17 protein-coding genes are annotated in these 22,272 nt (G+C 72.9%); 6 read left to right on the forward strand and 11 right to left on the reverse strand.

What is annotated here, in order from left to right:
- Positions 1–2 precede the first annotated feature (2 nt).
- Together K6T13_RS16370 and K6T13_RS16375 are read left to right on the forward strand one after the other, a co-directional pair.
- Positions 3–1,391: a HAMP domain-containing sensor histidine kinase gene (locus K6T13_RS16370; protein ID WP_222895583.1), complete on the forward strand. Its 1,389-nt coding sequence runs from the start codon at positions 3–5 to the stop codon at positions 1,389–1,391.
- Entirely contained in the window at positions 1,388–2,152 is a 765-nt protein-coding gene (locus K6T13_RS16375; RefSeq protein ID WP_222895584.1) for a class I SAM-dependent methyltransferase, read from the forward strand. Before K6T13_RS16370 ends, K6T13_RS16375 begins: the two co-directional genes overlap by 4 nt.
- Before the next feature lie 16 nt (positions 2,153–2,168).
- Here K6T13_RS16375 and K6T13_RS16380 read toward each other — a convergent pair whose 3' ends face one another.
- Positions 2,169–2,633, reverse strand: a complete 465-nt coding sequence (locus tag K6T13_RS16380; protein ID WP_222895585.1) for a MarR family transcriptional regulator — start codon at positions 2,631–2,633, stop codon at positions 2,169–2,171.
- An 84-nt stretch (positions 2,634–2,717) separates the two neighbouring features.
- Between K6T13_RS16380 and K6T13_RS16385 the strand changes: the two genes are divergently transcribed.
- A complete protein-coding gene (locus tag K6T13_RS16385; protein ID WP_222895586.1) occupies positions 2,718–3,908 on the forward strand; it encodes an FAD-dependent oxidoreductase in 1,191 nt (396 codons plus the stop codon).
- Between the two features lie 35 nt (positions 3,909–3,943).
- On the forward strand, positions 3,944–5,428 hold the full coding sequence (locus K6T13_RS16390) for a multicopper oxidase family protein (protein WP_222895587.1): 1,485 nt from the start codon (positions 3,944–3,946) through the stop codon (positions 5,426–5,428).
- Positions 5,429–5,478: 50 nt separating this feature from the next.
- Here K6T13_RS16390 and K6T13_RS16395 read toward each other — a convergent pair whose 3' ends face one another.
- From K6T13_RS16395 to K6T13_RS16440, 10 genes are all read right to left on the reverse strand, one after another.
- A complete protein-coding gene (locus tag K6T13_RS16395; RefSeq protein ID WP_222895588.1) occupies positions 5,479–6,738 on the reverse strand; it encodes an anthranilate synthase component I family protein in 1,260 nt (419 codons plus the stop codon).
- On the reverse strand, positions 6,735–7,304 hold the full coding sequence (locus tag K6T13_RS16400; protein WP_222895589.1) for an anthranilate synthase component II: 570 nt from the start codon (positions 7,302–7,304) through the stop codon (positions 6,735–6,737). The genes K6T13_RS16395 and K6T13_RS16400 overlap by 4 nt, the downstream gene beginning before the upstream one ends.
- Positions 7,305–7,323: 19 nt before the next feature.
- Positions 7,324–9,036: a sulfatase-like hydrolase/transferase gene (locus tag K6T13_RS16405; protein ID WP_222895590.1), complete on the reverse strand. Its 1,713-nt coding sequence runs from the start codon at positions 9,034–9,036 to the stop codon at positions 7,324–7,326.
- A gap of 48 nt (positions 9,037–9,084) precedes the next feature.
- Entirely contained in the window at positions 9,085–10,746 is a 1,662-nt protein-coding gene (locus tag K6T13_RS16410) for a sulfatase-like hydrolase/transferase (RefSeq protein WP_283247932.1), read from the reverse strand.
- A gap of 85 nt (positions 10,747–10,831) precedes the next feature.
- Entirely contained in the window at positions 10,832–12,538 is a 1,707-nt protein-coding gene (locus K6T13_RS16415; protein WP_222895592.1) for a sulfatase-like hydrolase/transferase, read from the reverse strand.
- A 61-nt stretch (positions 12,539–12,599) separates the two neighbouring features.
- Positions 12,600–14,510 carry an anthranilate synthase family protein gene (locus K6T13_RS16420; RefSeq protein ID WP_249423835.1) on the reverse strand — a complete coding sequence of 637 codons (1,911 nt, stop codon included), beginning with the start codon at positions 14,508–14,510 and terminating at the stop codon, positions 12,600–12,602.
- Positions 14,511–15,012: 502 nt separating this feature from the next.
- Positions 15,013–17,181, reverse strand: coding sequence for a HelD family protein (locus K6T13_RS16425; RefSeq protein ID WP_222895593.1), 2,169 nt, complete (start codon positions 17,179–17,181; stop codon positions 15,013–15,015).
- A 96-nt stretch (positions 17,182–17,277) separates the two neighbouring features.
- Positions 17,278–18,573 (reverse strand): hypothetical protein, encoded by a 1,296-nt coding sequence (locus K6T13_RS16430; RefSeq protein ID WP_222895594.1) that lies wholly within the window; start codon positions 18,571–18,573, stop codon positions 17,278–17,280.
- The gene (locus K6T13_RS16435) at positions 18,570–19,106 is read right to left on the reverse strand and encodes a SigE family RNA polymerase sigma factor (protein WP_222895595.1); all 537 of its coding nucleotides are present in this window, start codon (positions 19,104–19,106) and stop codon (positions 18,570–18,572) included. Before K6T13_RS16435 ends, K6T13_RS16430 begins: the two co-directional genes overlap by 4 nt.
- A 36-nt stretch (positions 19,107–19,142) precedes the next feature.
- Positions 19,143–19,916, reverse strand: coding sequence for an enoyl-CoA hydratase-related protein (locus K6T13_RS16440; RefSeq protein ID WP_222895596.1), 774 nt, complete (start codon positions 19,914–19,916; stop codon positions 19,143–19,145).
- A gap of 93 nt (positions 19,917–20,009) precedes the next feature.
- Here K6T13_RS16440 and K6T13_RS16445 point away from each other — a divergent pair, with 93 nt between their 5' ends.
- Both K6T13_RS16445 and K6T13_RS16450 read left to right on the forward strand, forming a co-directional pair.
- Positions 20,010–21,518, forward strand: a complete 1,509-nt coding sequence (locus K6T13_RS16445) for a molybdopterin-dependent oxidoreductase (protein ID WP_222895597.1) — start codon at positions 20,010–20,012, stop codon at positions 21,516–21,518.
- Positions 21,519–21,613: 95 nt separating this feature from the next.
- Positions 21,614–22,252 carry a fasciclin domain-containing protein gene (locus K6T13_RS16450; RefSeq protein ID WP_222895598.1) on the forward strand — a complete coding sequence of 213 codons (639 nt, stop codon included), beginning with the start codon at positions 21,614–21,616 and terminating at the stop codon, positions 22,250–22,252.
- Positions 22,253–22,272: the final 20 nt, after the last annotated feature.

Here is a 22,272-nt window from a genome sequence, read left to right on the forward strand (position 1 = left end):
CCATGGGCGCCGTCGAGCCTCGCTGGCACTACCGGCGCTCGCTGGCCAGCCGCGTCATCTGGCTCACCACGATCGCCGTGGGTCTCGCCGTCGCCGGCGTCGCCTTCGCAGCCTTCATGACCGCCCGGATGCAGATGCAGGCGAGCCTGGACGAGTCGTTGCTCGACCGCGCCGAGAAGGCGGCGTTCAGCGGCATCCCGCTGGATGCCCAGGTGCCGTCGTGGGCGCTGGGTGCCGCCGACATCCGGATCATCTACATCACCTCCGACCAGCGCTACCAGACCTTCGACCGGTTCCCGCCGATCCGGCTCGGCGAACCCGAGTTCGACGTGGCGCAGCGCGACAGCGACACCAGCATCCGGACGTTGGTCGCGGAGGACGGCGAGCGCTTCCGCGTCGTCGCCGTTCCCGCCCGGTCGCCGGGGCAGGCCCTGGTGCTGGCGCAGTCCCTGGAGCCCCAGCTGCAGACCCTCACCAAGCTCGGCTTCGTCATGCTCTTCTTCGGAGCCGCGGGCGTGATCGCGGCCGGGGCCGCCGGCTGGGCCGTCGCCCGCAACGGGTTGCGCCCGGTGCGTCGGCTGACCGCGGAGGTCGAGGAGATCGCGCGGACCCAGGACCTGCGACCCCTGCCGGTGGAGGGTGACGACGAGATCGCCCGGCTGGCGGCGGCGTTCAACGAGCTGCTCACCGCCCTCGCCGCGTCCCGCGACCGGCAGCGCCAGCTGGTCGCCGACGCCGGCCACGAGCTGCGGACGCCGCTGACCTCGCTGCGGACCAACCTCGACCTGCTCGCGCAAGCCGGGCAGGACCTGCCCGAGACCGCGCGCGGCGAGCTGCTCGCCGACGTCCGCGCCCAGATCGAGGAGCTGACGACGCTGATCGGGGACCTGGTGGAGCTGGCCCGCGACGAGCACCTGACCCCCGTGGTGGAGCGGGTCGACCTCGACGAGGTGGTCGACCGCGCGCTGGCGCGGGTACGCCGCCGCGCGCCCGGTCTCGGCTTCGACGTCGACACCGACCACTGGTGGGTCGTGGGCGACGCGGCCGCCCTGGAGCGGGCGGTCACGAACCTGCTCGACAACGCCGCGAAGTGGAGCCCACCCGAGGGCACGGTCACCGTCCGGCTGCGTGACGGCGCGCTCGTCGTCGACGACGCGGGCCCGGGCATCGCCGACGCCGACCTGCCCCACGTGTTCGAGCGGTTCTGGAGGGCCGAGGAGTCCCGGTCGCTACCGGGCTCCGGCCTCGGCCTGGCGATCGTCGCCCAGGTGGTGGAGCGCCACTCCGGTAGTGTCACGGCCGGGGACGCCCCCGGCGGTGGGGCCCGCTTCGTGGTGCGGCTGCCCGGCAGCCCGTCCGAGGACCCCGCACCCGTGGAGGTCACGGCATGAGCTTCGACGTCGCCGCCTCGGCGTACGACCGCTTCATGGGGCGGTACGCCGCGCCGCTCGCCCCGCTCTTCGCCGACCTGGCCCGGGTGGAGCCCGGTCAGCGGGTGCTGGACGTGGGTTGCGGGCCGGGCGCCCTCACCGGGGTCCTGGTGGCACGGCTCGGCGAGGCACACGTGGCTGCGGTCGACCCGTCGCCGCCGTTCGTGGCTGCCGCCCGGGAGCGGTTCCCGACGGTGGACGTGCGCGAGGGGGTGGCGGAGTCGCTGCCGTTCGCCGACGGGGAGTTCGAGGCCGCCGTGGCTCAGCTGGTCGTGCACTTCATGAGCGACCCGGTCCGTGGCCTCGCCGAGATGGCACGGGTGACGGCCCCCGGAGGCGTGGTGGCAGCGTGCGTGTGGGACCACGGCACCGGTCGCGGCCCGCTCGCGGCGCTGACGCGATCCGCGTCCCGGGTCGCCGATGCCCCCAGGCAGGGCCACGTGCCCGGCGCCAACGAGGGCGACCTCGGGTCCCTGTTCCGGGAGGCCGGGCTCGACGCGGTGGAGGAGACGGCCCTCGACATCACGGTGTCGCACGCGACGTTCGAGGAGTGGTGGGAGCCCTACACCCACGGGGTCGGGCCGGTCGGCGACTTCATCCGTGGACTCTCCGACACGCAGCTCGAGGCAGTGCGCCAGGCCTGCGCCGAGGACCTCGGCGCAGGCCCGATCGAGATCAGCGCGCGGGCGTGGGCCGCGGTGGGGACGGTCGGACCGGGCTGACCCGAACCGGACCTCGTCACTCCCCCGCCATCTTCTGCGTCTGGACCCGGTTGATCTCCACCGCGGAACGCAGCTGCGCGATGCCGGCCGCGAGCTCGTCCGGTGTCAACGTCTTGAGGTAGTCGTCCCACTCGCGGCCCACCCCCTCGTAGAGCGGGGCCAGCCGCCGGTCGACCTGCTCCTCGTCGGCGGTGATCCGCACCCTGCGCCGGTCGCGGTCGTCCCGACTCCGGTGGGCGAACCCAGCGGCCTCGAGGCGATCCACCAGCAAGGTGATGGCGCCGCCGGCCGTGATGCCCGTGCGTCGCGCCAGCTCGCCGGGCGACAGCGGGCCTTCCCGCACCAGCACGCCGAGTGCCTGCAGATCGGTGCTGTTGAGGCCCGCGGCGCGAGCCACCGCGTCCTGGAAGAAGACGGCGCTCGCCATCAGCTCACGCATCACGGCCGCGTACTCCTGGTGCAGCTGCCGGCGGTGGGGCATGGGTCACCTCTGATATTGTCTCTGAAACAGAGAGATACTGATTACGAGACGCTCATGAAGCGCGCACTGATCCTAGGGGAAGACATGCCGAGAGCACTGGTGGTCGGCGGTGGCATCGCCGGCCCGGCCGTCGCACAGCTGCTGACCGCGACGGGGTGGGAGGCACTGGTCCTGGACGATCGCCCCGGCACGGAGGACGAGGAAGGCCTGTTCCTCAGCCTGGCCGTCAACGGGCGCCGCATCCTGCGGATGCTCTGTCTCGAGGACCGGCTGCTCGAGGATGCCCACCCGGCGCCGTCGCTGGTCATGTGGGGCAGCGGCGGCAAGCAGCTGGGAGTCGTGCCCACGGGTCCGGCTGGGCGACCGGCCGACGGCGGAGTCGTCGTACGCCGGAGCTGGCTGCAGCGGGTGCTCCACGAGGGCGCGGAGCGCTCCGGCGTCGAGCTCCGTCGCGGACAGCGTGTGGCGTCCGTGACCGCGGGGGAAGGGGTCGCGGCGGTGACGCTGGCCGACGGGAGCACCGAGGAGGCCGACGTCGTGATCGGCGCCGACGGGGTGGGCTCCGTCGCCCGCCGCTACGTGGCCCCGGAGGCGCGGCCGGCGTTCACCGGCCTGCTGGGCACCGGCGGGTTCTCGGTCGTCCCCGGGCTGGGTCCCACACCGGGTCGTCAGCACGTGGTGTTCGGGAGACGGGCCTTCTTCGGCTACCTGGTCCGCGACGACGCCACCTGCTACTGGTTCGCCAACCTGTCGGCGGCCGCGCCACCCTCGCCCGACGAGTCAGCGATCGGCAGCGCAGCGTTGTTGTCGAGGTTGCGGGACCTGCACGCCGACGACCCCTGCCCGGTGCCGCAGATCCTCGCGCACACCCGGGCCGAGCTCCGGGCCTACCCGATCTTCCGGCTCGACACGGTGTCGCGCTGGTCGCGGGGACGGGTGGTGCTGGCCGGGGACGCCGTCCACGCCACGAGTCCCTCGGCCGGGCAGGGAGCATCGCTCGCCCTCGAGGACGCCGGCGAGCTCGCCGCTGCCCTCAGGGACTGGACGTGCCCACTCGACGCGTTCACCGCCTACGAGCGCGGGCGGCGCGAGCGCGTCGAGGCGATCGTCGCCCATGCCGCGGCCATCGACCGACGCAAGCGGGTGCCGACCAGCCGGATCGGGGCCGCCCTGCGCGATGCACTGCTTCCCACGCTGCTGCGCCGGGCTGCCGGCGACACGCGGCAGGACTGGCTCTACGACCACGAGCCACGTCGGTCGGAGCAGGCGTGGTGACTCGGCAGGCACTCCCCCGACGACGGTCGGCGTGGGTGCGATGGCTCCTGCGCCTGGTCGCGCTCGCACTGCTCGGAGCTCTCGGTGTCGCTGTCTTCGCGGCCTGGGCGTGGTTCACGGTGCCCGTCGACACGGCGGGGTCGGTGGACTTCCGGCGGCCCCTGGCGGTTCCGCCACTGGTCGAGTCCTCGGTCGTCGGCGGCGAGCGGGTCTTCGACCTGCGGCTCCAGGAGGGCACGAGCGACTTCGGCCGGGGCAGCACCCCCACCTGGGGAGTCAACGGCGACTACCTCGGACCCACCTTGCGGGCTCACCGGGGGGAGCGGGTCCGGGTCCGGGTCCACAACGACCTCCCCGAGGACAGCAGCCTCCACTGGCACGGCATGCACCTCCCGGCCCAGATGGACGGCGGGCCCCACCAGCCGGTCCGGACGGGCGCGACGTGGGAACCCCACTGGCGCATCGACCAGCCCGCCGCGACGCTCTGGTACCACCCGCACCCCCACGGCGCGACGGCCCGGCACGTCTACCGCGGCGTGGCCGGCATGTTCATCCTCGACGACCCGGAGAGCCTCCGCCTGGGCCTGCCGCAGGAGTACGGCGTCGACGACGTCCCGGTGATCCTCCAGGACAAGCAGCTCGACGACGACGGCTCGCTCGACGAGGACCCCTCGGTGTTCCAGTCGGCGGGTCTCACCGGAGACACGGTCGTGGTCAACGGCACGGTGGGGCCCTACCTCGACGTGACCACCGAGCTGGTGCGGCTGCGCGTCGTGAACGCCTCCAACGCCCGCCCGTACGCGCTGGCCCTCGACGACGGCAGCAGCTTCGAGATGGTGGCCGGCGACGGTGGACTCCTGGAGGCCCCGGTGACCCTGACCAGGCTGCAGCTCTCCGTCGGCGAGCGCGCCGAGATCGTGGTGGCGCTCGAGCCCGGTGAACGTCGGGTGCTGCGGTCCGGGCCCTCCGACACCCGTGACCGGATGGCCGGCGGCATCGACCGCCTCGACCTCCTGCAGCTGCGGGCGGCCGACAGGCTCACCCCGTCACGACCACTGCCGCGGCGGCTCGTCACGCAGCCCACCCTCGACGAGGCCGATGCCACACGCACCAGGACCTTCGAGCTGTCCGGGTTCTCGATCAACGGCCTCAGCATGGACATGGGCCGCGTCGACCACCGGAGCGTCGTCGGTGACACCGAGATCTGGGAGGTCACGAACCTCGACGGCGGCAGTCACAACTTCCACGTCCACGACGTGCAGTTCCGGGTCCTGGACGTCGATGGTGAGCCCCCGCCCCCCGAGCTCTCCGGACGGAAGGACACGATCTGGGTGCGCCCGCAGGAGACGGTGCGGATCGTCCTGAGGTTCGAGGACTACACCTCGACACGGTGGCCCTACATGTTCCACTGCCACACGCTGCGGCACGAGGACCTCGGGATGATGGGGCAGTTCCTGGTGACCGAGCCCGGTGACACCGCTCCGGACCGGCTGCCACGGAGTCCTGGGCACGCGCACTGACCGGCGCCCACGGGTCCGCCGCCCCAGTCATCGGGAACCGGGACCCGGTGTCACCTCGCCCCGCGGTCGCGGAAGACCCGGCGCAGCCGGTCGGCCTTCCAGACCGACTCGGCCCACTCGTCGGTCACGGTCGAGTGGACGGTGATGCCGCCGCCGGTGCCCAGCGTCCAGGTGCCGTCGCCACCGGTGAGGAGGCTGCGGATCACCACACCCAGGTCGGCCCGGCCGTCGGCAGCGATCCAGCCGAACGCCCCGGCGTACGCCGAGCGAGGGGTGGCCTCGACCTCCTCGATCACCTGCATGGTGCGCAGCTTGGGAGCGCCGGTCATCGAGCCGGCGGGGAAGAGCGCGCGGAGGGCCGCCAGGGTGGTGACCTCGGGGCGCAGCCGGCCCCGGACCGTGCTCACGAGCTGGTGGACGTTCTCGTAGGACTCGACCTGCATCAGGGCCGGCACCTCGACGGAGCCCGGCTCGCTGACCATCGACACGTCGTTGCGGAGGAGGTCGACGATCATCAGGTTCTCGGCCCGGAACCGGGGGTCCGTCGCCAGCGACCGGCGGAGCTCCTCGTCCTGCTCCGGCGTGCCGCCGCGTGGGGTGGTGCCCTTGATCGGCTTGGTCTCCAGGACCCGGTCGGCGGTCACCAGGGCGTAGCGCTCGGGGCTGGAGCTGAGCAGCCAGCCGCGGGCACCCGGCACGTCGTGCTGGAGGAAGCCGGCGTACGGCGCGGGGTTGAGCGACCGCAGCCGCAGGTAGGCCTCGGCGGGGTCGAGGTCGCTGCTGATCGTGTCGCGGTAGGTCAGGTTGACCTCGTAGGTGTTGCCGGCGTGGAGGTGCTCCTGCACGCGGTCGAAGGCGGCGGTGTAGTCGGCCGGAGCGGGTTCCGGGGTCCCGTGGCTCGTCGCGGCCGCCCCCCGGGCCTCCGGCTGGGCGCCTCCGTCGTGGTCGAAGAGGCGGACGTGGCGCGGTCGCAGCCACACGGCATCCGGCACCGGCCCACCGGTCCGCGCCGGCAGGTCGGGCCGGCACGCGTAGCCGAACCACCCGAACCACTGGTCCCCCGGATCGCCGGCGGCCATCTCCGCGGCCAGCACCGCGAAGACGTCGTCGCCGACCACCTCCGCCCGGCCGGCCAGGTGGCGGGTCACCTGCCGGCGAACGGCGTCGTAGCTCAGCGACACGTCGTCGTCCTCGAGGTGGCCGATGATCGAGCGGCGGCCGGACCAGTCGCGCGCCCCGCCGCCGTCGAGCCAGAAGCAGCGCGGGTGCCGCGACGCCACCTCGCGGAAGTAGTCCGTCGGTCCCGTCATCGGGCGCCCTCGAGGAAGTTGCGCACCAGCGCCTCGCCGTGCTCGGACAGGACCGACTCGGGGTGGAACTGCACGCCCTCCAGCGGGAGGTCGACGTGGCGGACCCCCATCAGCGCGCCTCCCGCGCTCGCCGTGCGCACCAGCACGTCGGGGAGCACCACCCCCTGCAGCGAGTGGTAGCGGACCGCGCGGAAACGCTGCGGCAGGCCAGAGAAGACGCCCGCCCCGTCGTGCTCGATCTCCGAGACCTCGCCGTGGGCGGGTACGTCGCGGTCGACCGTGCCGCCGAAGGCCGTCACCATCCCCTGCATCCCGAGGCAGACCCCCAGCACCGGCCGCGTCCCGGCCAGCAGCACCTCGCGGCCGACCGCGAAGTCGACCGGGTCGCCCGGGTGGCCCGGACCCGGGGACAGCACCACGTGGCTGTGGGCCAGCACCTCCTCGACCGTGGCCTCGTCGTGCTGCACGACCGTCGGGAGGACGCCGGTGACGGTCGCGACGAGGTGCACCAGGTTCCACGTGTAGGAGTCGTGGTGGTCCACGACCACGACGTCCGGGGCGGCCACCGGGACAACGTACAAGCGATCAGCGGGTCAGGTCGTGGCAGCGCTGGGGAACCGCCTGCCCCCGTCGGTAGGTCGCGGTGCACCGCTCGAAGGCCCGCAACCTGCGCGTGAGAGAGGCGATCTGCTCGCGGTAGCGCTTCTTGCCGTAGCCGTTGGTCCGCTCCCAGGGCACCCGGCGGTAGTCGTAGAACTCCCATGCGTGGCTGCGACGCCGCCAGCTGCGGTCGAGGTCCCAGCGCACCAGCAGCGCGTGGCGGCTGCGGACCGCGATGTAGGACGGCAGCACCACGAAGGGGCCCCCGCGCGCCAGCACCCGCGGATCGGCCCGGTCCTGCTCCGGCGCCGCCCAGAGGTGCTCGAAGAAGGTGAAGCGACGCCGGTCGATCCTGCGGTCACCGAACGTCGGGGCCAAGGAGCGGCCCGCGCGGTAGGCCGTCGGCGCGAGGCCGGCGAGCTCCTCGAGCGTCGGGGCCAGGTCGAGGTTGGACACGACCTCCTTCCGAGCACCCGGCCGCACCCCCGGCCCGGTGACGAGCAGCGGCACCCGGACGTCGGAGTCGAAGGGACTGCCCTTGCCGGGCAGCAGGCCGTGCTGACCGATGTGGAAGCCGTTGTCGGAGGTGAACACGACGTAGGTGTCCGGACCCACGGCCCGGCGGATCCGCCGCAGCATCCGGTCGATCGACTGCACCATCTGGGCGCGGGTCCGCAGGAAGCCACGGGCGGCCGAGCGGCGGATCAGCGGCTTGAGGGTGCGCCACTGCCGGGCCCGTGACCCGTCGGCCCGTCGCGGCACGTTGTCGCGCTGGCTGTCGCCGAAGCCACGGAGGGCGGAGATCCCGATCCGGTCGCACCTCACGCGGCCGCAGTTGCCCGCCCGCCCGCCGCGGGACCGGTCGCGGAACGCCGGCGGGAACAGCGGTTCACCGGCGTACGCCGTCCGGGGGTTGATCCGGCCGTGGGGTGCGTAGGGAGCGACCAGCAGGAAGTAGGGGTCGGGGTCGTCGCGGTGGTCGCGGATGAAGGCCAGCGCCCGGTCGGCGATCACCGTGCCGGCATAGGCGGCGTCCTTCCGGCGGGTGCTGGCCGACCGCGGCGGAGCAGGCACCTTCCTGACCTGCCACCGGTCACCCCGGTCGCGCGCCATCCGGAAGTCCCAGCCGTCGTAGGCGTCACCGAAGACCGGCTCCCAGCGCGACCAGCCGTCGGGGACCTTGCGGCTGACGATCTGGGGCTCGTACTGGTTGAGGTACTTGCCGACGTAGCCGGTGGTCCAGCCCGCGTCCTGGAGGCGGCGGCTCACGCTGCGGCGGACGTTGCCGTACTTGCGGAACGCCGACCACCCGCCGATCGGACCCGCGCCCCGAGGCACGCCGGGCAGCCGCGCCACGTTGGTGAGCACCCCCGTCTGGTGGGGGTACTGCCCGGTCAGCAGGCTCGCGCGCGAGGGACAGCAGGTGGAGTCGACCACGAACGAGTGCCGGTAGGACGCGCCGCGCCGCGCCATCCGCCTGGCCTCGGCCATCGTGCGCAGCAGATCCATCGACATGTCGTCGGCGACCACGAGCACGATGCTCGGGCGACGGGGCTCGGCCGGTGCGGCCGCGGCCTCGGTCTGCGACGTGGGTGTCCCGGGGGTCAGCAGGAGCAGACCCGGCAGGAGCAGCACGACCAGCGCCAGCACCCAGCGTCCCGCGATCCGCACGTGTCCTCCACTCCTGCGCGCGCTCATCCTGCACCCCTTCACGTCCCGGTCCCCGCAGGTCCGCCTGTCAGCGCGTCAACGGGTGAGCCGTCGGCACGCGGCCGGAACCCTCTCGTCGCGCCGGACGCTCCGGCACCGATCGAACATCCGGAGTCGCTGCTTGAGCACTGCGATGTGGTCCTGGTGCGACGGGTCGCCGAAGGCGTTGGTCTGCTCCCACGCGACCTGACCGTAGTGGTAGTACTCCCAGCCGAAGCGGCGTACGCGCCACCGGGGGTCGAGATCGAACCGAGCGAGCAGGCCCGTCCGGTCACGGACCGCGAGGTGAGAGGGCACGTGCCGGGTCCGGGACCGGGAGCCGCCGGCCGCCCCCGGATCGGCGACGTGCTCCGAGAACGCGAACTGGCGGCGACTCAACGTCGGATCGGTGAAGGTGGGGACCAGGGACAGCCCGGAGCGGTACCGGGCGCGACGCAGTCCGGCCAGCGCCTCGAAGGTGGGCGCGAGGTCGATGAGGGAGACGACCTCCTCGCGACCGCCTGGGACGACACCGGGACCTTCCACCACGAGTGGCACCTGGACATCGGAGCGGAACGGGGCGTTCTTGCCGAGCCCCAGGCCGTGCTGGCCCACATGGTGGCCGTGGTCGGAGGTGAGGATCACGTAGGTGTCCGGCCCTACGGCATTGCGGATCCGGCGCAGCATCCGGTCGACCGACTGCGCCATCTGGGCACGCGTGCGCAGGACCCGCGTGGCCCGCCGGTCAGAGGGCACGCGGCCCGGTGTGCGCCACTGCCGCGCCGGACGACCGTCGGCGCGTAGCGGGACGTTGTCTGCCACGTCGTCGCGGAACCCGGCGATGCCGTCGACCGTCAGGTCGTCGCACCGGACCGCGCCGCAGTTGCCGGGGGTCCCCGGCCCTGCCCGGTCCCGGAACGCAGGAGGGAACCGAGGCAGGCCGGGGTAGGCGGGGTCGTCGGGGAGCCGAGGATGGGTCGCGAAGGTCGAGACGACCAGGAAGTAGGGCTTCCTACGGTCGGCGTGGGCGCGGATGAAGGCCAAGGCACGTCGGGCGATCACCGCGCCCACGTAGGCCCGGTCCTTGACCCGGTTCGACGCCCACTTCGGTGGCGCCTCGACCCGGCGGACCCCGAACGCGCGCCCGCGATCGACGGCCATCGCGAAGTCCCAGCCGTCGTACGCAGTCCCGAACACCGCCTCCCACTGCGTCCAGCCCGGTGGGATCCGTCGCCCGATGAGCTCCGGCTCGTAGCGGTTGAGGTACTTGCCGACGTAGCCCGTCGTGTAACCGGCCCGCTGCAGGCGCACGTTGACGCTGCGCGCCGTGCTGCCGAACTTCCTGAAAGCCTTCCACCCACCGACCGGACCCAGGTGCCCAGGGATCGCCGCCGACCGGCTGTTGTTGATCCGGACGCCCGTCTGGTGGGGGTACTGACCTGTCAGCAGGCTGGCGCGCGAGGGGCAGCACCGGGCGTCGGTGACGTAGGCGTGACGGTACGACGCGCCGGTGCGACTCATGCGTTGCACCTCGGCCATCGTGCGCACGAGGTCGAGCGACAGGTCGTCGGTCAGTACCAGGACGATGTCCGGCGGCGGAGGCCGCCGTGCCTCCCCCACTGCCGGAGGCCCCGGCGCCGAGGCGGGCAACGCGAGAACCACACCACCGGCGAGCACAGCGAGAGCCGGCACCGTGAAAGGCCGCCCGCGGAGCCGCATCTCTCCCCCCGTCCCGTGTCCTCATGGTGGCGGAACGGAGAAGTCGGCGCATCCCCCAGATGAGCGGGGTTGCTGCCAGCCCGGCTCAGCGGGTCAGACGACGACAGCGTGGCGGCACGGGCGTGTCGCCGGTGACCGTGGCGCACCGGTCGAAGGCGGCCAGCTTGCGGGTGAGCAGCGCGAGGGTGGCGCGGCGGCGCGGGTCGGCGTAGGCGTTGGTGCGCTCCCACCCGACCGCGCCGTAGTCGTAGAGCTCGTAGGCGTGCTCGACCCCGTCCCAGCTCGGGTCGAGGTCGAAGCGGACCAGCAGTGCGTCACGACTGCGCACCGCGACGTAGGACGGGATCAGGTCCATGGTCCCGCCGGCGTAGAAGGCGTCGGGGTCGGTGCCGAGCGACCGGGCCCAGGTGTGCTCGAAGAAGGTGAAGCGCCGGCGTTCCAGGTCCCGGTCGCGCAGCGTCGGGACCAGCGAGACCCCCGAGCGGAAGCGGGCCGGGCGCAAGCCGGCCAGCTCCTCGACAGTGGGGGCGAGGTCGAGGTTCGAGACCACCTCCCGGCGCACCCCCGCGCCGACGCCGGGCCCGGTGACCAGCAGCGGCACCCGGACGTCGGAGGTGAAGGGCGTGCCCTTCCCCCGCTCGAGCCGGTGCTGCCCGATGTGGAAGCCGTTGTCGGAGGTGAGCACCACGTAGGTGTCGCGGCCCACCGCCCGGCGGATGTCGCGCAGCATCCGGTCGATCGACTGCACCATCTGGGCCCGGCGCCGCAGCGTCGCCACGGCACCCCGCGGGGTGAGGACCGTCTCTGCCGGCCGCCACTGCGGGGCCCTGCGCCCGTCAGCCCACCGGGGTGCGTTGTCGGACTGGTCGTCGGCGTAGCCGGGCAGGTCGGCCAGCCCGAGCGCGGAGCACGGCACGGTGCCGCAGTTGCCGGGGCGCCCCTCGCTCGCGCGGTCGCGGAAGGCCGGCGGGAACACCGGCTCGTCGGGATAGGCCCCCTCGGGGCCGACCCGGGAGTGCGCGGCGTACGGGGCGACGGTCAGGAAGTACGGCGCCTCGTCGTCGCGGTGCTCGCGGATGAAGGCCAGCGCCCGGTCCGCGATGACCGTGCCGACGTAGGCCGCGTCCTTCTCCTCCGGGCTCGTCCACTCCGGGGGCGTGGGAACGTAGGTGGAGAACGCCTCACCACCGTCGGTGGACTCCGTGATGTCGAAGCCCCAGCCGTCGTAGGCGCTCGCGTGGACCGCCTGCCAGTCGCTCCAGCCCGGCGGCACCTCGTCGGGCCACCCGTCGTACTGGTTGAGGAACTTGCCGATGTAGCCGGTGGTGTAGCCCGCGTCCTGCAACCGGACGTTGACGCTGCGCTCCTCGTTGCCGTACGTCGCGAACGCCTCGAAGCCGCCCAGCGGGCCGACCAGGTTGGGGGTGTTGGCGGTGTTGGTGCGGACCCCGGTCTGGTGGGGGTACTGCCCCGTCAGCAGGCTGGCCCGCGACACGCAGCACAGGGAGTCGACCACGTAGGAGTGCTCGTAGGACGCCCCCTCGCGGGCCATCTCGGCGGCCTGGCGCATCGTCCGCACCAGCTCCACGGAGACGTCGTCCATGAGCACCAGGACGATGTCGGGCCGGTCAGCCGGACGCAGGTCGGCACCGCCGAGACGGTCCTGGGCCGGGGGCGGCTCGGGCTGCGCGCTGGCGGGCTCGTCGACCGGCGAGCGGCCGCCACCGGCGCTGCCGCTGAGCACCAGCAGCACCACCGTGCACACCAGCGCGACTCGTGCCGCGATCCGCATCCGTCTCCCCCCGGCCTGCTGACCCACCCATCATGACGTGCCCGGGGCGGTCGTCGCTGCCCTACGCGCCGATCAGCTCGCGGACCAGGCCGTGGACGAGGTCGGCGCCGTGCTCGGTGAGGATCGACTCGGCGTGGAACTGGATGCCCCGGAAGTGCGGCCCGCGCACGAGGTGGACGTCGCCGGTCTCGGGGTCCGCCTCCACCTCGACTCCGTCGGGCAGCGGGCCACGGGCCCGGGCGACGAAGGTGTTGTAGAAGCCGACCCGCTCGGTGCGCCCGTCGAGGGTGATCGGCGACTGGGTGCCCTGGAAGACGATGTCCTTGTACTCCAGGGACAGACCCAGCCGATGGCACAACGCCTGGTGGCCGAGACAGACGGCGAGGAAGGGCTGCCGTCGCTCCAGCAACCGGTCGACCGCGCGGCGCAGCGTCGCGATCTTGGGGTGGTCACCGTCGCGCGGGTCACCCGGACCGGGTCCGACGATGACGAGGTCGTGGTCGTCGAGGGCGCCGTCGGCGTACTGCTCGTGACGCAGGACGTCGACCTCCATGCCGAGCACGCCGAGCACGTGGCGCAGCATGTTGACGAAGGCGTCCTCGCCGTCGAGCACCACCACGCGCTTGCCCGCGAGCCCGGGAACCGGCAGCGCGTCACCCTGGTCGGTGAGCCAGAACGTGGAGAGCCGCCGGTTGCGGGCGTTGAGGGCCAGCAGCACGTCCTCGTCGTTGACCAGCTCGGTCAGGTCGGTGTGGGGCACCGGCGCCGGCGGGACCAGACCGAACGCCGCGAGGATGCCCCCGGCCTTGGCGTGGGTCTCCGCGACTTCGTACGCCGGGTCGGAGTCGCGCACCAGGGTGGCACCCGCGGTGACCGTGAGCCGGCCGTCGAGGTCGACGTCGGCGGTGCGGATCACGATCGGGCTGTCGACCATCGGGCCGCCCTGCTCGTCGCGGCCGAAGAGGGCCAGCGCGGCGCCGTAGTAGCCGCGGCCCTCGTCCTCGTAGCGCTTGATCAACCGACAGGCGTTCTCCACCGGCGACCCGGTCACGGTGGCGGCGTACATGGTGTCGCGCAGGACCTGGCGCGGGTCGCGGTCGGTGCGGCCGGCGAGGAGGTACTCGGTGTGGACGAGGCGGCTCATCGGCTTGAGGAACGGTCCGAGCACCTGACCGCCCTCGTGGCAGATGTCGCACATCATCTTGAGCTCCTCGTCGACGACCATGAAGAGCTCGTAGACCTCCTTCTCGTCGCGGAGGAAGTCGAGGAGCGGGCCGCGGACGTCGCCCTCGGTGGGGATCCGGAAGGTGCCGCTGATGGGGTTCATCCGGACGTCCTGGTCGTGGATGCTGACGTGGCGCTCCGGGCTCGCACCGATCAGGTAGCGGTCGCCGGTGAAGAACACGAAGGTCCAGTAGGCGCCGCGCTCGCGCTCGAGCAGCCGCCGGAAGACGGTCAGTGCCTTGTCGGCCCCCCAGTCGGCGACCTGGGCGCGGTAGTGGCGGCCCACCACGAGGTTGGCGCCCTCGCCCTGACCGATCTCGTCCTCGATGATCCGGGCCACCACGTCGGCGTACGCCGCGTCGTCGGTGTCGAAGCCGCCGCGGTCGGCGAAGTCGATCCCGGTGTCGTCGATGGCCGCGACCACCTCGTCGACGGTGAACTCCAGCTCGGTCTCGACGTCGACCACCACCAGCGGGGTGCCGTCGTCGTGGGCCTCGAAGCCCCGCTCGGCGACCTGCCGGAACGGCACCGCGACCAGGGTGTCGGCGATGTGGCCGGGCTCGGGGATGCCGTCCTGCAGGGGGACCTCGAGCACCGACTCGACCACGCGGCGCCGGCCGCCGACGACCCCGACGGTGTCGCGGTCGCCCGCGCGGGTCGAGCGCCGGATGATCGCCCAGGCCTCGTGCCCCTGGACCGCCTCGATCGCGGCGCGGGCATCGGCCCGGGGGGTCATCGTCTCGGCCATGCGCGGAACCCTACGGCCCGACCCGCTCCCTCCACGCCGCCGGTCGAGGCGCGAGCGCAGCGCCGGAGGTCAAGGTACGAGCGCAACGCCGGAGGTTGAGGTGCGAGCGCAGCGCCGGAGGTTGAGGTGCGAGCGCAGCGCCGGAGGTTGAGGTGCGAGCGCAGCGAGCCACGAAACCACCGGCGCTGGTCTCGACAAGCTCGACCAACGTTTGACCGACAGCCGGCACGGAGACCCCGGGCGTTTCGAGTCTCGGGCCTTGACGGCCCTCGCACCTCAACGTCCGGGGAGCCCAGACCGGCGTACGCCGCTCGCCGGAGGTTGAGGTGCGAGCGCAGCGAGCCACGAAACCACCGGCCCTGGTCTCGACAAGCTCAACCAACGTCTCCGTGCCCAGCGTGAGCCCCGGGCGTTTCGAGGCTCGGACCGTGACGGCCCTCGCACCTCAACCCCCGGGAGCCCAGACCGGCGTACACCGAGCGCCGGAGGTTGGGCGGGCGGGTCAGCTGACGGTCGTCAGGAGCTGGGTGGCGCGGGTGAGCACCACGTAGAGCGTGGCGCGGCCGGTGGCCGACTCGTCCTCGATCTCCTGCGGTCGCACCACGACGATGCCGTCGAACTCCAGGCCCTTGGTGTCGAGGCCGGTGAGGACGACGACCCGGTCGGTGCCGGACGGGGTGACGCTCGAGTCGACCGCGGCGCGGGCTCCCGGGGCGTCGTCGGCCAGCTCCGGCCAGGACGCGAGCCACGCGTTGACCTCGGAGCGACGGGCCGCCGGGACCACGATGCCGACGGTGCCCGACACCTGGCCCGCCACGTCCGTGACGGCCTCGCGGGTGGCCCCCTCGAGGTCCCTCGCACCCTCCACGACGCGCGGCTCGACTCCGGTGGAGCGGACGGCGGTAGGGAGGTCGGCATCGAGGCCGACCCGCTGGGCGTACGCCGCCGCGAACTCGTAGATCTCCGAGCTGTTGCGGTAGTTGGTGGAGAGGTGGAAGTCGTGCTGCTGCTTCCCCTCGAGCGCGGACGCGCGGGCTGCCGCCGCCTCTTCGGGGACCGGCCAGGACGACTGCGCGGGGTCACCCACGATCGTCCAGGTCGCCGCCCGGCCGCGCCGCCCGACCATCCGCCACTGCATCGGGGTGAGGTCCTGCGCCTCGTCGACCAGGACGTGGGCGTAGCCGTCGTCCTCGATCCGGTGGGTCGGCGGCGACCACGCGCGACCGCTCGGTGCGTACTCGCGGTCGGCGGCCGTGGTCAGCTCCTGCAGGTCGCCACCGACGTGGTCGTCGAGCTCGTGGTGGTCCTCGTGGCGCGCCGGCACGTCGCCGAGCGCGTAGCGCACCTCGTCGACCAGGGCCACGTCCTCGACCGACAGCGACCCGTCGCCTGCCCACGACTTGGCCAGCAGCCGCTGCTCCTCGGGCGTCAGCACGCCCTCGGACACTCGCGCCAGCACGTCGGGGTCGCGCAGCCAGCCGAAGACGTCCGTGGCCGTCAGCGGCGGCCACCAGGCGACCGCGAAGTCCACGAAGTCCTGGCGCGAGAGCATCTCGTCCTCGAACGCCTCCCGGCCCCGCTCGCGCCCGCGCTCGCCGCGGACCTGCTTCCACATCGCGTCGAGCAGGGTGCTGGCGACGCGCGGCAGCTGCCGGTTGCGCTGGCCGTGCCCCATGAGCTGGCGGCGGAGCCGACCGAGGATGCCGCGGTCGAGCACGATCCGGTCGTCACGCCAGAAGACGCGGAACTCGGTGGGGCTGCCGGGTGCCTGGTGCCGGGCGGTACGCCGCATCAGCTCGGCCATCCGCGCCGAGCCCTTCAGGTCGGCCACGGCGGGCTCGTCGTGGCGGGACGCCTTCACCCCGTCGACGACCTCGCCGAGCGAGCGCAGCGCGACCGCCGTCTCACCCAGGGAGGGCAGCACCCGCTCGATGTAGCGCATGAAGACACCACTGGGTCCCACCACCAGCACGCCGCCGCCCTCGTAGCGGCGGCGGTCGGTGTAGAGCAGGTAGGCCACGCGATGCAGCGCGACCACGGTCTTGCCGGTCCCGGGGCCTCCGGAGATCGACACGACGCCCTTGGCGGGGGCCCGGATCGCCCGGTCCTGCTCGGCCTGGATGGTGGCCACGATGGAGTGCATGGTGCGGTCGCGGGCTCGCGAGAGCTGCGCCATCAACGCACCCTCACCGACGATCGGCAGGTCGGTCTCGACCGAGTCGTCGAGCAGCTCGTCCTCGACACCGACCACCCGGGGACCGGTGCACCGCAGCACGCGGCGGCGTACGACGGCCTGCGGCGTGGCCGCGGTCGCCTGGTAGAACACGGCGGCGGCCGGCGCCCGCCAGTCGATGAGCAGGGAGTCGCGGTTCTCGTCGCGCAGCCCGATCCTGCCGATGTAGCGCGGCTCGGGGTCGACGTCCTCCCTCAGGTCGAGGCGCCCGAAGACCAGGCCCTCGTGGGCGGCGTCGAGCTGGGCGATCCGGCGGGCGGCCTGGAAGACCATGGCGTCCCGCTCGACCAGCCCGCCCTCGTGGCCGAGCCGGCCGCGGCCGTAGCCCTCGCGCGCGAGCTCGGCGGCGGCGGCGGTGGACTGCTGGAGCTGGACGTAGACGCGGTCGACGAACGCCTGCTCGCGCTCGATCTCGCGGTCGGCGAGCTGATCGGTCACTGTGCGGTACCTGTTCCCCGTGGGCTGAGCGTGCCGGCCGAATCCGGCAAGTCTCCAAGCCTACAAGGGACGTCTGGACACCCGCGCAGGAATCCGTCAGTCGGCCCGTACGTAGACCGCGAACCCGAGCCGGGTGGTCGGCCTCGGCTCGCCCTGCACGACGAGCGACGCCTGCTGCCCCGGGCGGAGGATCCCGAACATGCCTGACCCGTTGCCCGAGCCGGTGCGGTCCTCACCGCCGTCCTGCGGCTCGCGGAAGGCCACCGTGCGCTGTCCCGCTCCCGACATCGACGCCTCGACGAGCACGGTGTGGTCGGCCGTGTTGGTGTAGGTCACCCGCCCCGCTCCGCGCGTGGTCTCCTCGACCTCCACCAGCGACCAGCGGTGCCCCTCGTGCTCGATCAGCGGGAAGACCTCCCACCCGGCGACGTCGGTCACCGGTCGGCCCATGTCGTAGGCGGCGAACGCCAGCCGGACGTCATCCACGTCGACCGGCTCGCTCCCCTTCCCGAACTCGCGGGACACCCACATCCGCATGCTCACGGTCTCGCCGGGCTCGGGCAGGTGCTCGGGGTCGAGCCAGCTGGCACTGCCGCCCGCGAGGTCCGGCGCGGGGTCGCCGCAGCCCCCGTGGGCACCGCTGAAGCGGCCCTCGACCGATACGTTGACCCACAGGTCGCCGCCCACCGAGAGGCCCTCGCAGTACTTGGCCAGGCGGATGCGCTCGCTCTCCGGGACCTCGACCTCGAGGGTGATCTCCGCCTCGCCGACCTCGCCGATGGTGCCGTCGAGCAGCTGCTCGCTGCCCACCGTCTCGCGCCAGGTCAGGCCGTCCCGGGTGATCCCCTCGGGGACGACGTCGCGGTCGAGCTCGTAGACGGCCAGCGCCGCCGGTGCACCGCCCGCACGCAGCGTGATCCGGGCGCGCTCGACGCCGGGCACGAGCATGAAGTCGTCGAAGTCGGTGGCCTCCGACACCCCGCCGTAGCCCATCACGTCGACGGCCACGTCCACCTCGTCGGCGGCGCTGGCCCAGGTGACCAGGCGCGGGACGTCTGACGTCCCGAGCCTGACCCGGGCCGGGTCGTCGGCGGTGCTCTCGACGCCCTCGGTGAAGCGGTAGCTCCAGCCGAGCGACGTCAGTGTCTCGGGTGCCTCGCGGCCGATCAGCTCGCGGTCGGCGGGCACCGGGTCGCCGCCGTCGAGGACGACGGAGGGCACGACCACGGCAGCCAGGAGCGCCGCGGCGGCACCGGCAAGGGCGACCGCGCGGTTGCGGCGTACGGCGCGGGCGCGGTCTCCCACGATCGCGGTGCGCGCGTGAGCGCCGTCGTCGTGCACGGTGTCGGCATGGGCGACGAGGGTCCGGCGGAGGTCCTGCAGCGAGTTCATCGGGTCTCCCCCTGGGTCTGCCCCTGGGTCTGCTCGGTCAGGGACGGGTCGATGCGAAGTCGGGCCAGGGCCTTGCTGGTCTGGCTCTTGACGGTGCCGACGGTGACCCCGAGCAGGTCGGCGGTCTGGGCCTCGGTGAGGTCCTCGAAGTAGCGGAGCACCACGACGGCGCGCTGCCGCCGGGGCAGCCGGCCGAGGGCGTCCCAGAGGTCGCCGGTCTCGCCGAGGCCGTCGGGGTGGTGGGCCTGCTCGGGCAGCTCGCTCGTGGGGTGCTCGCCGCGCCACTTCCGGCGCCACCAGGACGCGTAGGTGTTGACCAGGACCCGGCGCACGTAGGGCTCCGGGTTGCCGTCGATGCGTCCCCACGCGAGGTAGGCCTTGGTGAGAGCCGTCTGGAGGAGGTCCTCGGCGAGCCCGTGGTCACGGGTCAGCAGGTAGGCGGTCCGGAGCAGCGACGCCGAGCGGGCGGCGACGAACTCCTCGAAGGCCGGGCTGCTCACGCGGTCCCTCCCCGAGATGGTCACGGTGGTCATGCCCGTCCCTACCGGTCGGGCGGGGCAGATGGTTGCCTAGCTCTTCCGCTTGCGTTGCAGGAACGCCGTCATCGCCTCGCGTGCCTCGTCACTGGCGAAGAGCCGGGCGCTGAGGGCGGCCATGTCCTCGCCGTGCTCGTCGATCCGGGCGACCAGGTCGCGGTTGAGGATGGCCTTGGACTCGCGCAGCCCCTGGGCGGCCCCCGTCGCGAGCGAGCCGCACACCCGGCGTACCTCGTCGGCGAGGGCATCAGCCGGCACGGCTCGTGTCACCAGGCCGTAGGCCGCCGCCTCGGTGCCGCTGAACACCTCACCGCCGAGGGTGGTGAGCGCCGCGGCGCGGGGAGTCATCCGGTGGTGGACGGTGAGGCTGATGATCGCGGCGGCGAGGCCCAGCTTGACCTCGGTCAGCGCGAAGGTGGCGTCCTCGGCGACGACGGCGACGTCGCTGGCGGCGACGATGCCGATGCCTCCGGCGCGGACGGCGCCGAGCACCTCGGTCACCACGGGCTTGTCCATGGTGACGATCAGCCGCTGCAGCTCGACGATCCGGCGGGCGCCCTCCTCCATGCCGTCCGCGGTCGCCTCGGACAGGTCGGCGCCGGAGCAGAAGACCCGGTCGGAGGAGCGGAGCAGCACGACCCGGACGTCGGAGTCGGCGGCGGCGGCCTCGAGGTGGCCCCGCAGCTCGCTCACGAGCTGGCGGCTCAGCGCGTTCTTGTTGTGCGGCGAGTCCAGCGTGATCGTGGCCAGGCCGCCCCCGTCGAGGTCGCTGACGTCGAGGTGGACCAGCTCGGTGGTGTCGGTCATGGCCGCCATCCTGTCGCACGCCGCGGTCACGGGACGCGGGTGGCGCGACCCACCGTCACCCATCCGGGACCGGCAGGCTGACGAACCACGGGTATGCGACAACGTCTGCCGTACGCCGGCTTCGGAATCCTCGCGACACTCGTGGGCATGGCGGTGGGCCACCTCGTGGCCTCGCTCCTCGACCCCGCGTCCTCCCCCGTCGTGGCGGTGGGCTCCACCGTCATCGACCTCACCCCCACGCCCGTGAAGGAGTGGGCCGTCCAGACCTTCGGGACGGCGGACAAGCCCATCCTCATCGGCTCGGTGATGGCCGGGGCGGCCCTCCTGGCCGCCATCGGGGGTGTGCTGGCGCGCCGCCGGTTCGTCCTCGGCGCGGGCGTGCTCGTCGGGCTCGTGGCCGTGGCCGGCGTCATGGCCCTGCTGCGGCCCACTGCCGGCGTGACCGACGCGCTCCCCGCGCTCGCCACGGGACTGGCCGGCGTCGCCACCCTGTGGTGGCTGACCCGCAGCGCCTCCCCTGCGGCCTCCGGGGAGGCGGACGGACCGACGCGGCGCGGCGTGCTCGTCGCCACGGGCGCAGCCGCGGCCGCCGCCGCCGTCGCTGGTGGTGCGGGGTGGCTCGTCGGCGGACTGCGCCGCTCGTCCCCGGCCGAGGTCGCGCTGCCCGCACCCACCGACCCCGCCCCCGCGTTCCCGGACGGTCTCGGCGACAAGGTTCCCGGCATCTCGCCGTTCCGCACGCCGACCGCCGACTTCTACCGGATCGACACCCGGCTGACGCTGCCGACTCTCGACATCGAGGGCTACGAGCTGGTGGTCGACGGTGACGTCGAGGAGGAGCTGCGCCTCAGCTTCGAGGACCTCACGAAGATGGACCTCATCGAGCGGGACATCACCCTGACCTGCGTGTCCAACGACGTCGGGGGGCCCTACGTCGGCGGCGCGCGCTGGCTCGGGGTCCGCCTCACCGACGTGCTCGACATGGCCGGGGTGGGCGACACGGCCGACCAGATCCTCGCCACCGACGTCGATGGCATGACCATCAGCACCCCGCTGTCGGTCGCCACCGACGGCCGCGACGCGATGATCGCCATCGGCATGAACGGCGGCGCCCTCCCCCGCGAGCACGGGTTCCCGGTCCGGATGGTGGTGCCCGGCCTCTACGGCTTCGTCAGTGCCTGCAAGTGGATGACGAAGATGACGCTGACCACCTACGACGAGCAGCAGGCGTACTGGACCGAGCGCGGCTGGGCCACCGACGCCCCCATCAAGATCTCCAGCCGGATCGACACCCCCAAGTCGTTCCAGGAGATCGACGCCGGTGAGACCTTCATCGGCGGGGTCGCCTGGGCCCAGGACCGCGGCATCGGCACGGTGGAGGTGCAGATCGACGGCGGTCAGTGGCAGCAGGCGGAGCTCGGCCCCTCCGCCGGCGTCGACTACTGGCGTCAGTGGTTCTTCCCGTGGAACGCGGAGTCCGGCGAGCACACCCTGGCCGTCCGCGCGGTCACCCGCGAGGGCGAGGTCCAGACGCCCGCCAAGGCCCAGCCGTTCCCCGACGGCTCGAGCGGCTACCAGTCGATCATCGTCCGTGTTGCGTAAAACCCCCACAAAACGCGGCGATCGGGGCAATCCGTCCCGGTAGCAGCACCGAACACCCCACGTCCCTGACTGACACAGACGGAAGGTTTCCTCCGATGAAGCGCACGACGTTCCGCATGACCGGCCTCGCGGCCGCTGCCCTGACCATGTCGCTCGGGCTGGCAGCCTGCGGCGCCGACGAGGAGCCGGCGGCCGACACCGGGTCCGAGCCCACCTCGGAGGCTCCCACCGAGGAGGAGCAGACCGAGGAGATGGGCGCCCAGGCCCAGACCTACGGCGAGGGTTGCGCCCAGGTGCCGACCGACGGTGACGGCTCGTTCGAGGGCATGGCCACCGCACCGGTCGCCTCCGCCGCGAGCGCCAACCCGCTGCTGACCACGCTGGTCACCGCCGTCGGCGAGGCCGAGCTGGTCGAGCCGCTGAACTCCGCCGAGGCGCTGACGGTCTTCGCGCCCGCCAACCCGGCGTTCGAGGCCTTCAGCAAGAAGGAGCTCAACGGCCTGCTGAAGGACAAGGACACGCTCACCCAGGTGCTCACCCACCACGTGGTCCCCGAGCAGATCTCGCCCGACCAGCTCTCCGGTGAGTTCGAGACGCTGAACGGCGACATGATCACCATCAACGGCTCCGGCGAGGAGGCGACGATCGGCGACGAGGAGGCCGCGGTCTTGTGCGGGAACATCCCGACGGCGAACGCCACGGTCTACGTCATCGACACCGTCCTGATGCCCTGACCTTCCCCCCGAAGGTCTGA

Source organism: Nocardioides coralli, from assembly GCF_019880385.1.
Taxonomy (GTDB): Bacteria; Actinomycetota; Actinomycetes; order Propionibacteriales; family Nocardioidaceae; genus Nocardioides; species Nocardioides coralli.

What these genes read in the sequence shown, in the direction of transcription:
- K6T13_RS16430 (WP_222895594.1), bottom strand. Translation starts at nt 18,573, where the DNA reads ATGAACTCGCTGCAGGACCTCCGCCGGACCCTCGTCGCCCATGCCGAC.
- K6T13_RS16450 (WP_222895598.1), top strand. Translation starts at nt 21,614, where the DNA reads ATGAAGCGCACGACGTTCCGCATGACCGGCCTCGCGGCCGCTGCCCTG.
- K6T13_RS16415 (WP_222895592.1), bottom strand. Translation starts at nt 12,538, where the DNA reads ATGCGGATCGCGGCACGAGTCGCGCTGGTGTGCACGGTGGTGCTGCTG.
- K6T13_RS16405 (WP_222895590.1), bottom strand. Translation starts at nt 9,036, where the DNA reads ATGAGCGCGCGCAGGAGTGGAGGACACGTGCGGATCGCGGGACGCTGG.
- K6T13_RS16395 (WP_222895588.1), bottom strand. Translation starts at nt 6,738, where the DNA reads ATGACGGGACCGACGGACTACTTCCGCGAGGTGGCGTCGCGGCACCCG.
- K6T13_RS16370 (WP_222895583.1), top strand. Translation starts at nt 3, where the DNA reads ATGGGCGCCGTCGAGCCTCGCTGGCACTACCGGCGCTCGCTGGCCAGC.
- K6T13_RS16385 (WP_222895586.1), top strand. Translation starts at nt 2,718, where the DNA reads ATGCCGAGAGCACTGGTGGTCGGCGGTGGCATCGCCGGCCCGGCCGTC.
- K6T13_RS16380 (WP_222895585.1), bottom strand. Translation starts at nt 2,633, where the DNA reads ATGCCCCACCGCCGGCAGCTGCACCAGGAGTACGCGGCCGTGATGCGT.
- K6T13_RS16420 (WP_249423835.1), bottom strand. Translation starts at nt 14,510, where the DNA reads ATGGCCGAGACGATGACCCCCCGGGCCGATGCCCGCGCCGCGATCGAG.
- K6T13_RS16410 (WP_283247932.1), bottom strand. Translation starts at nt 10,746, where the DNA reads ATGCGGCTCCGCGGGCGGCCTTTCACGGTGCCGGCTCTCGCTGTGCTC.
- K6T13_RS16435 (WP_222895595.1), bottom strand. Translation starts at nt 19,106, where the DNA reads ATGACCACCGTGACCATCTCGGGGAGGGACCGCGTGAGCAGCCCGGCC.
- K6T13_RS16445 (WP_222895597.1), top strand. Translation starts at nt 20,010, where the DNA reads ATGCGACAACGTCTGCCGTACGCCGGCTTCGGAATCCTCGCGACACTC.
- K6T13_RS16440 (WP_222895596.1), bottom strand. Translation starts at nt 19,916, where the DNA reads ATGACCGACACCACCGAGCTGGTCCACCTCGACGTCAGCGACCTCGAC.
- K6T13_RS16375 (WP_222895584.1), top strand. Translation starts at nt 1,388, where the DNA reads ATGAGCTTCGACGTCGCCGCCTCGGCGTACGACCGCTTCATGGGGCGG.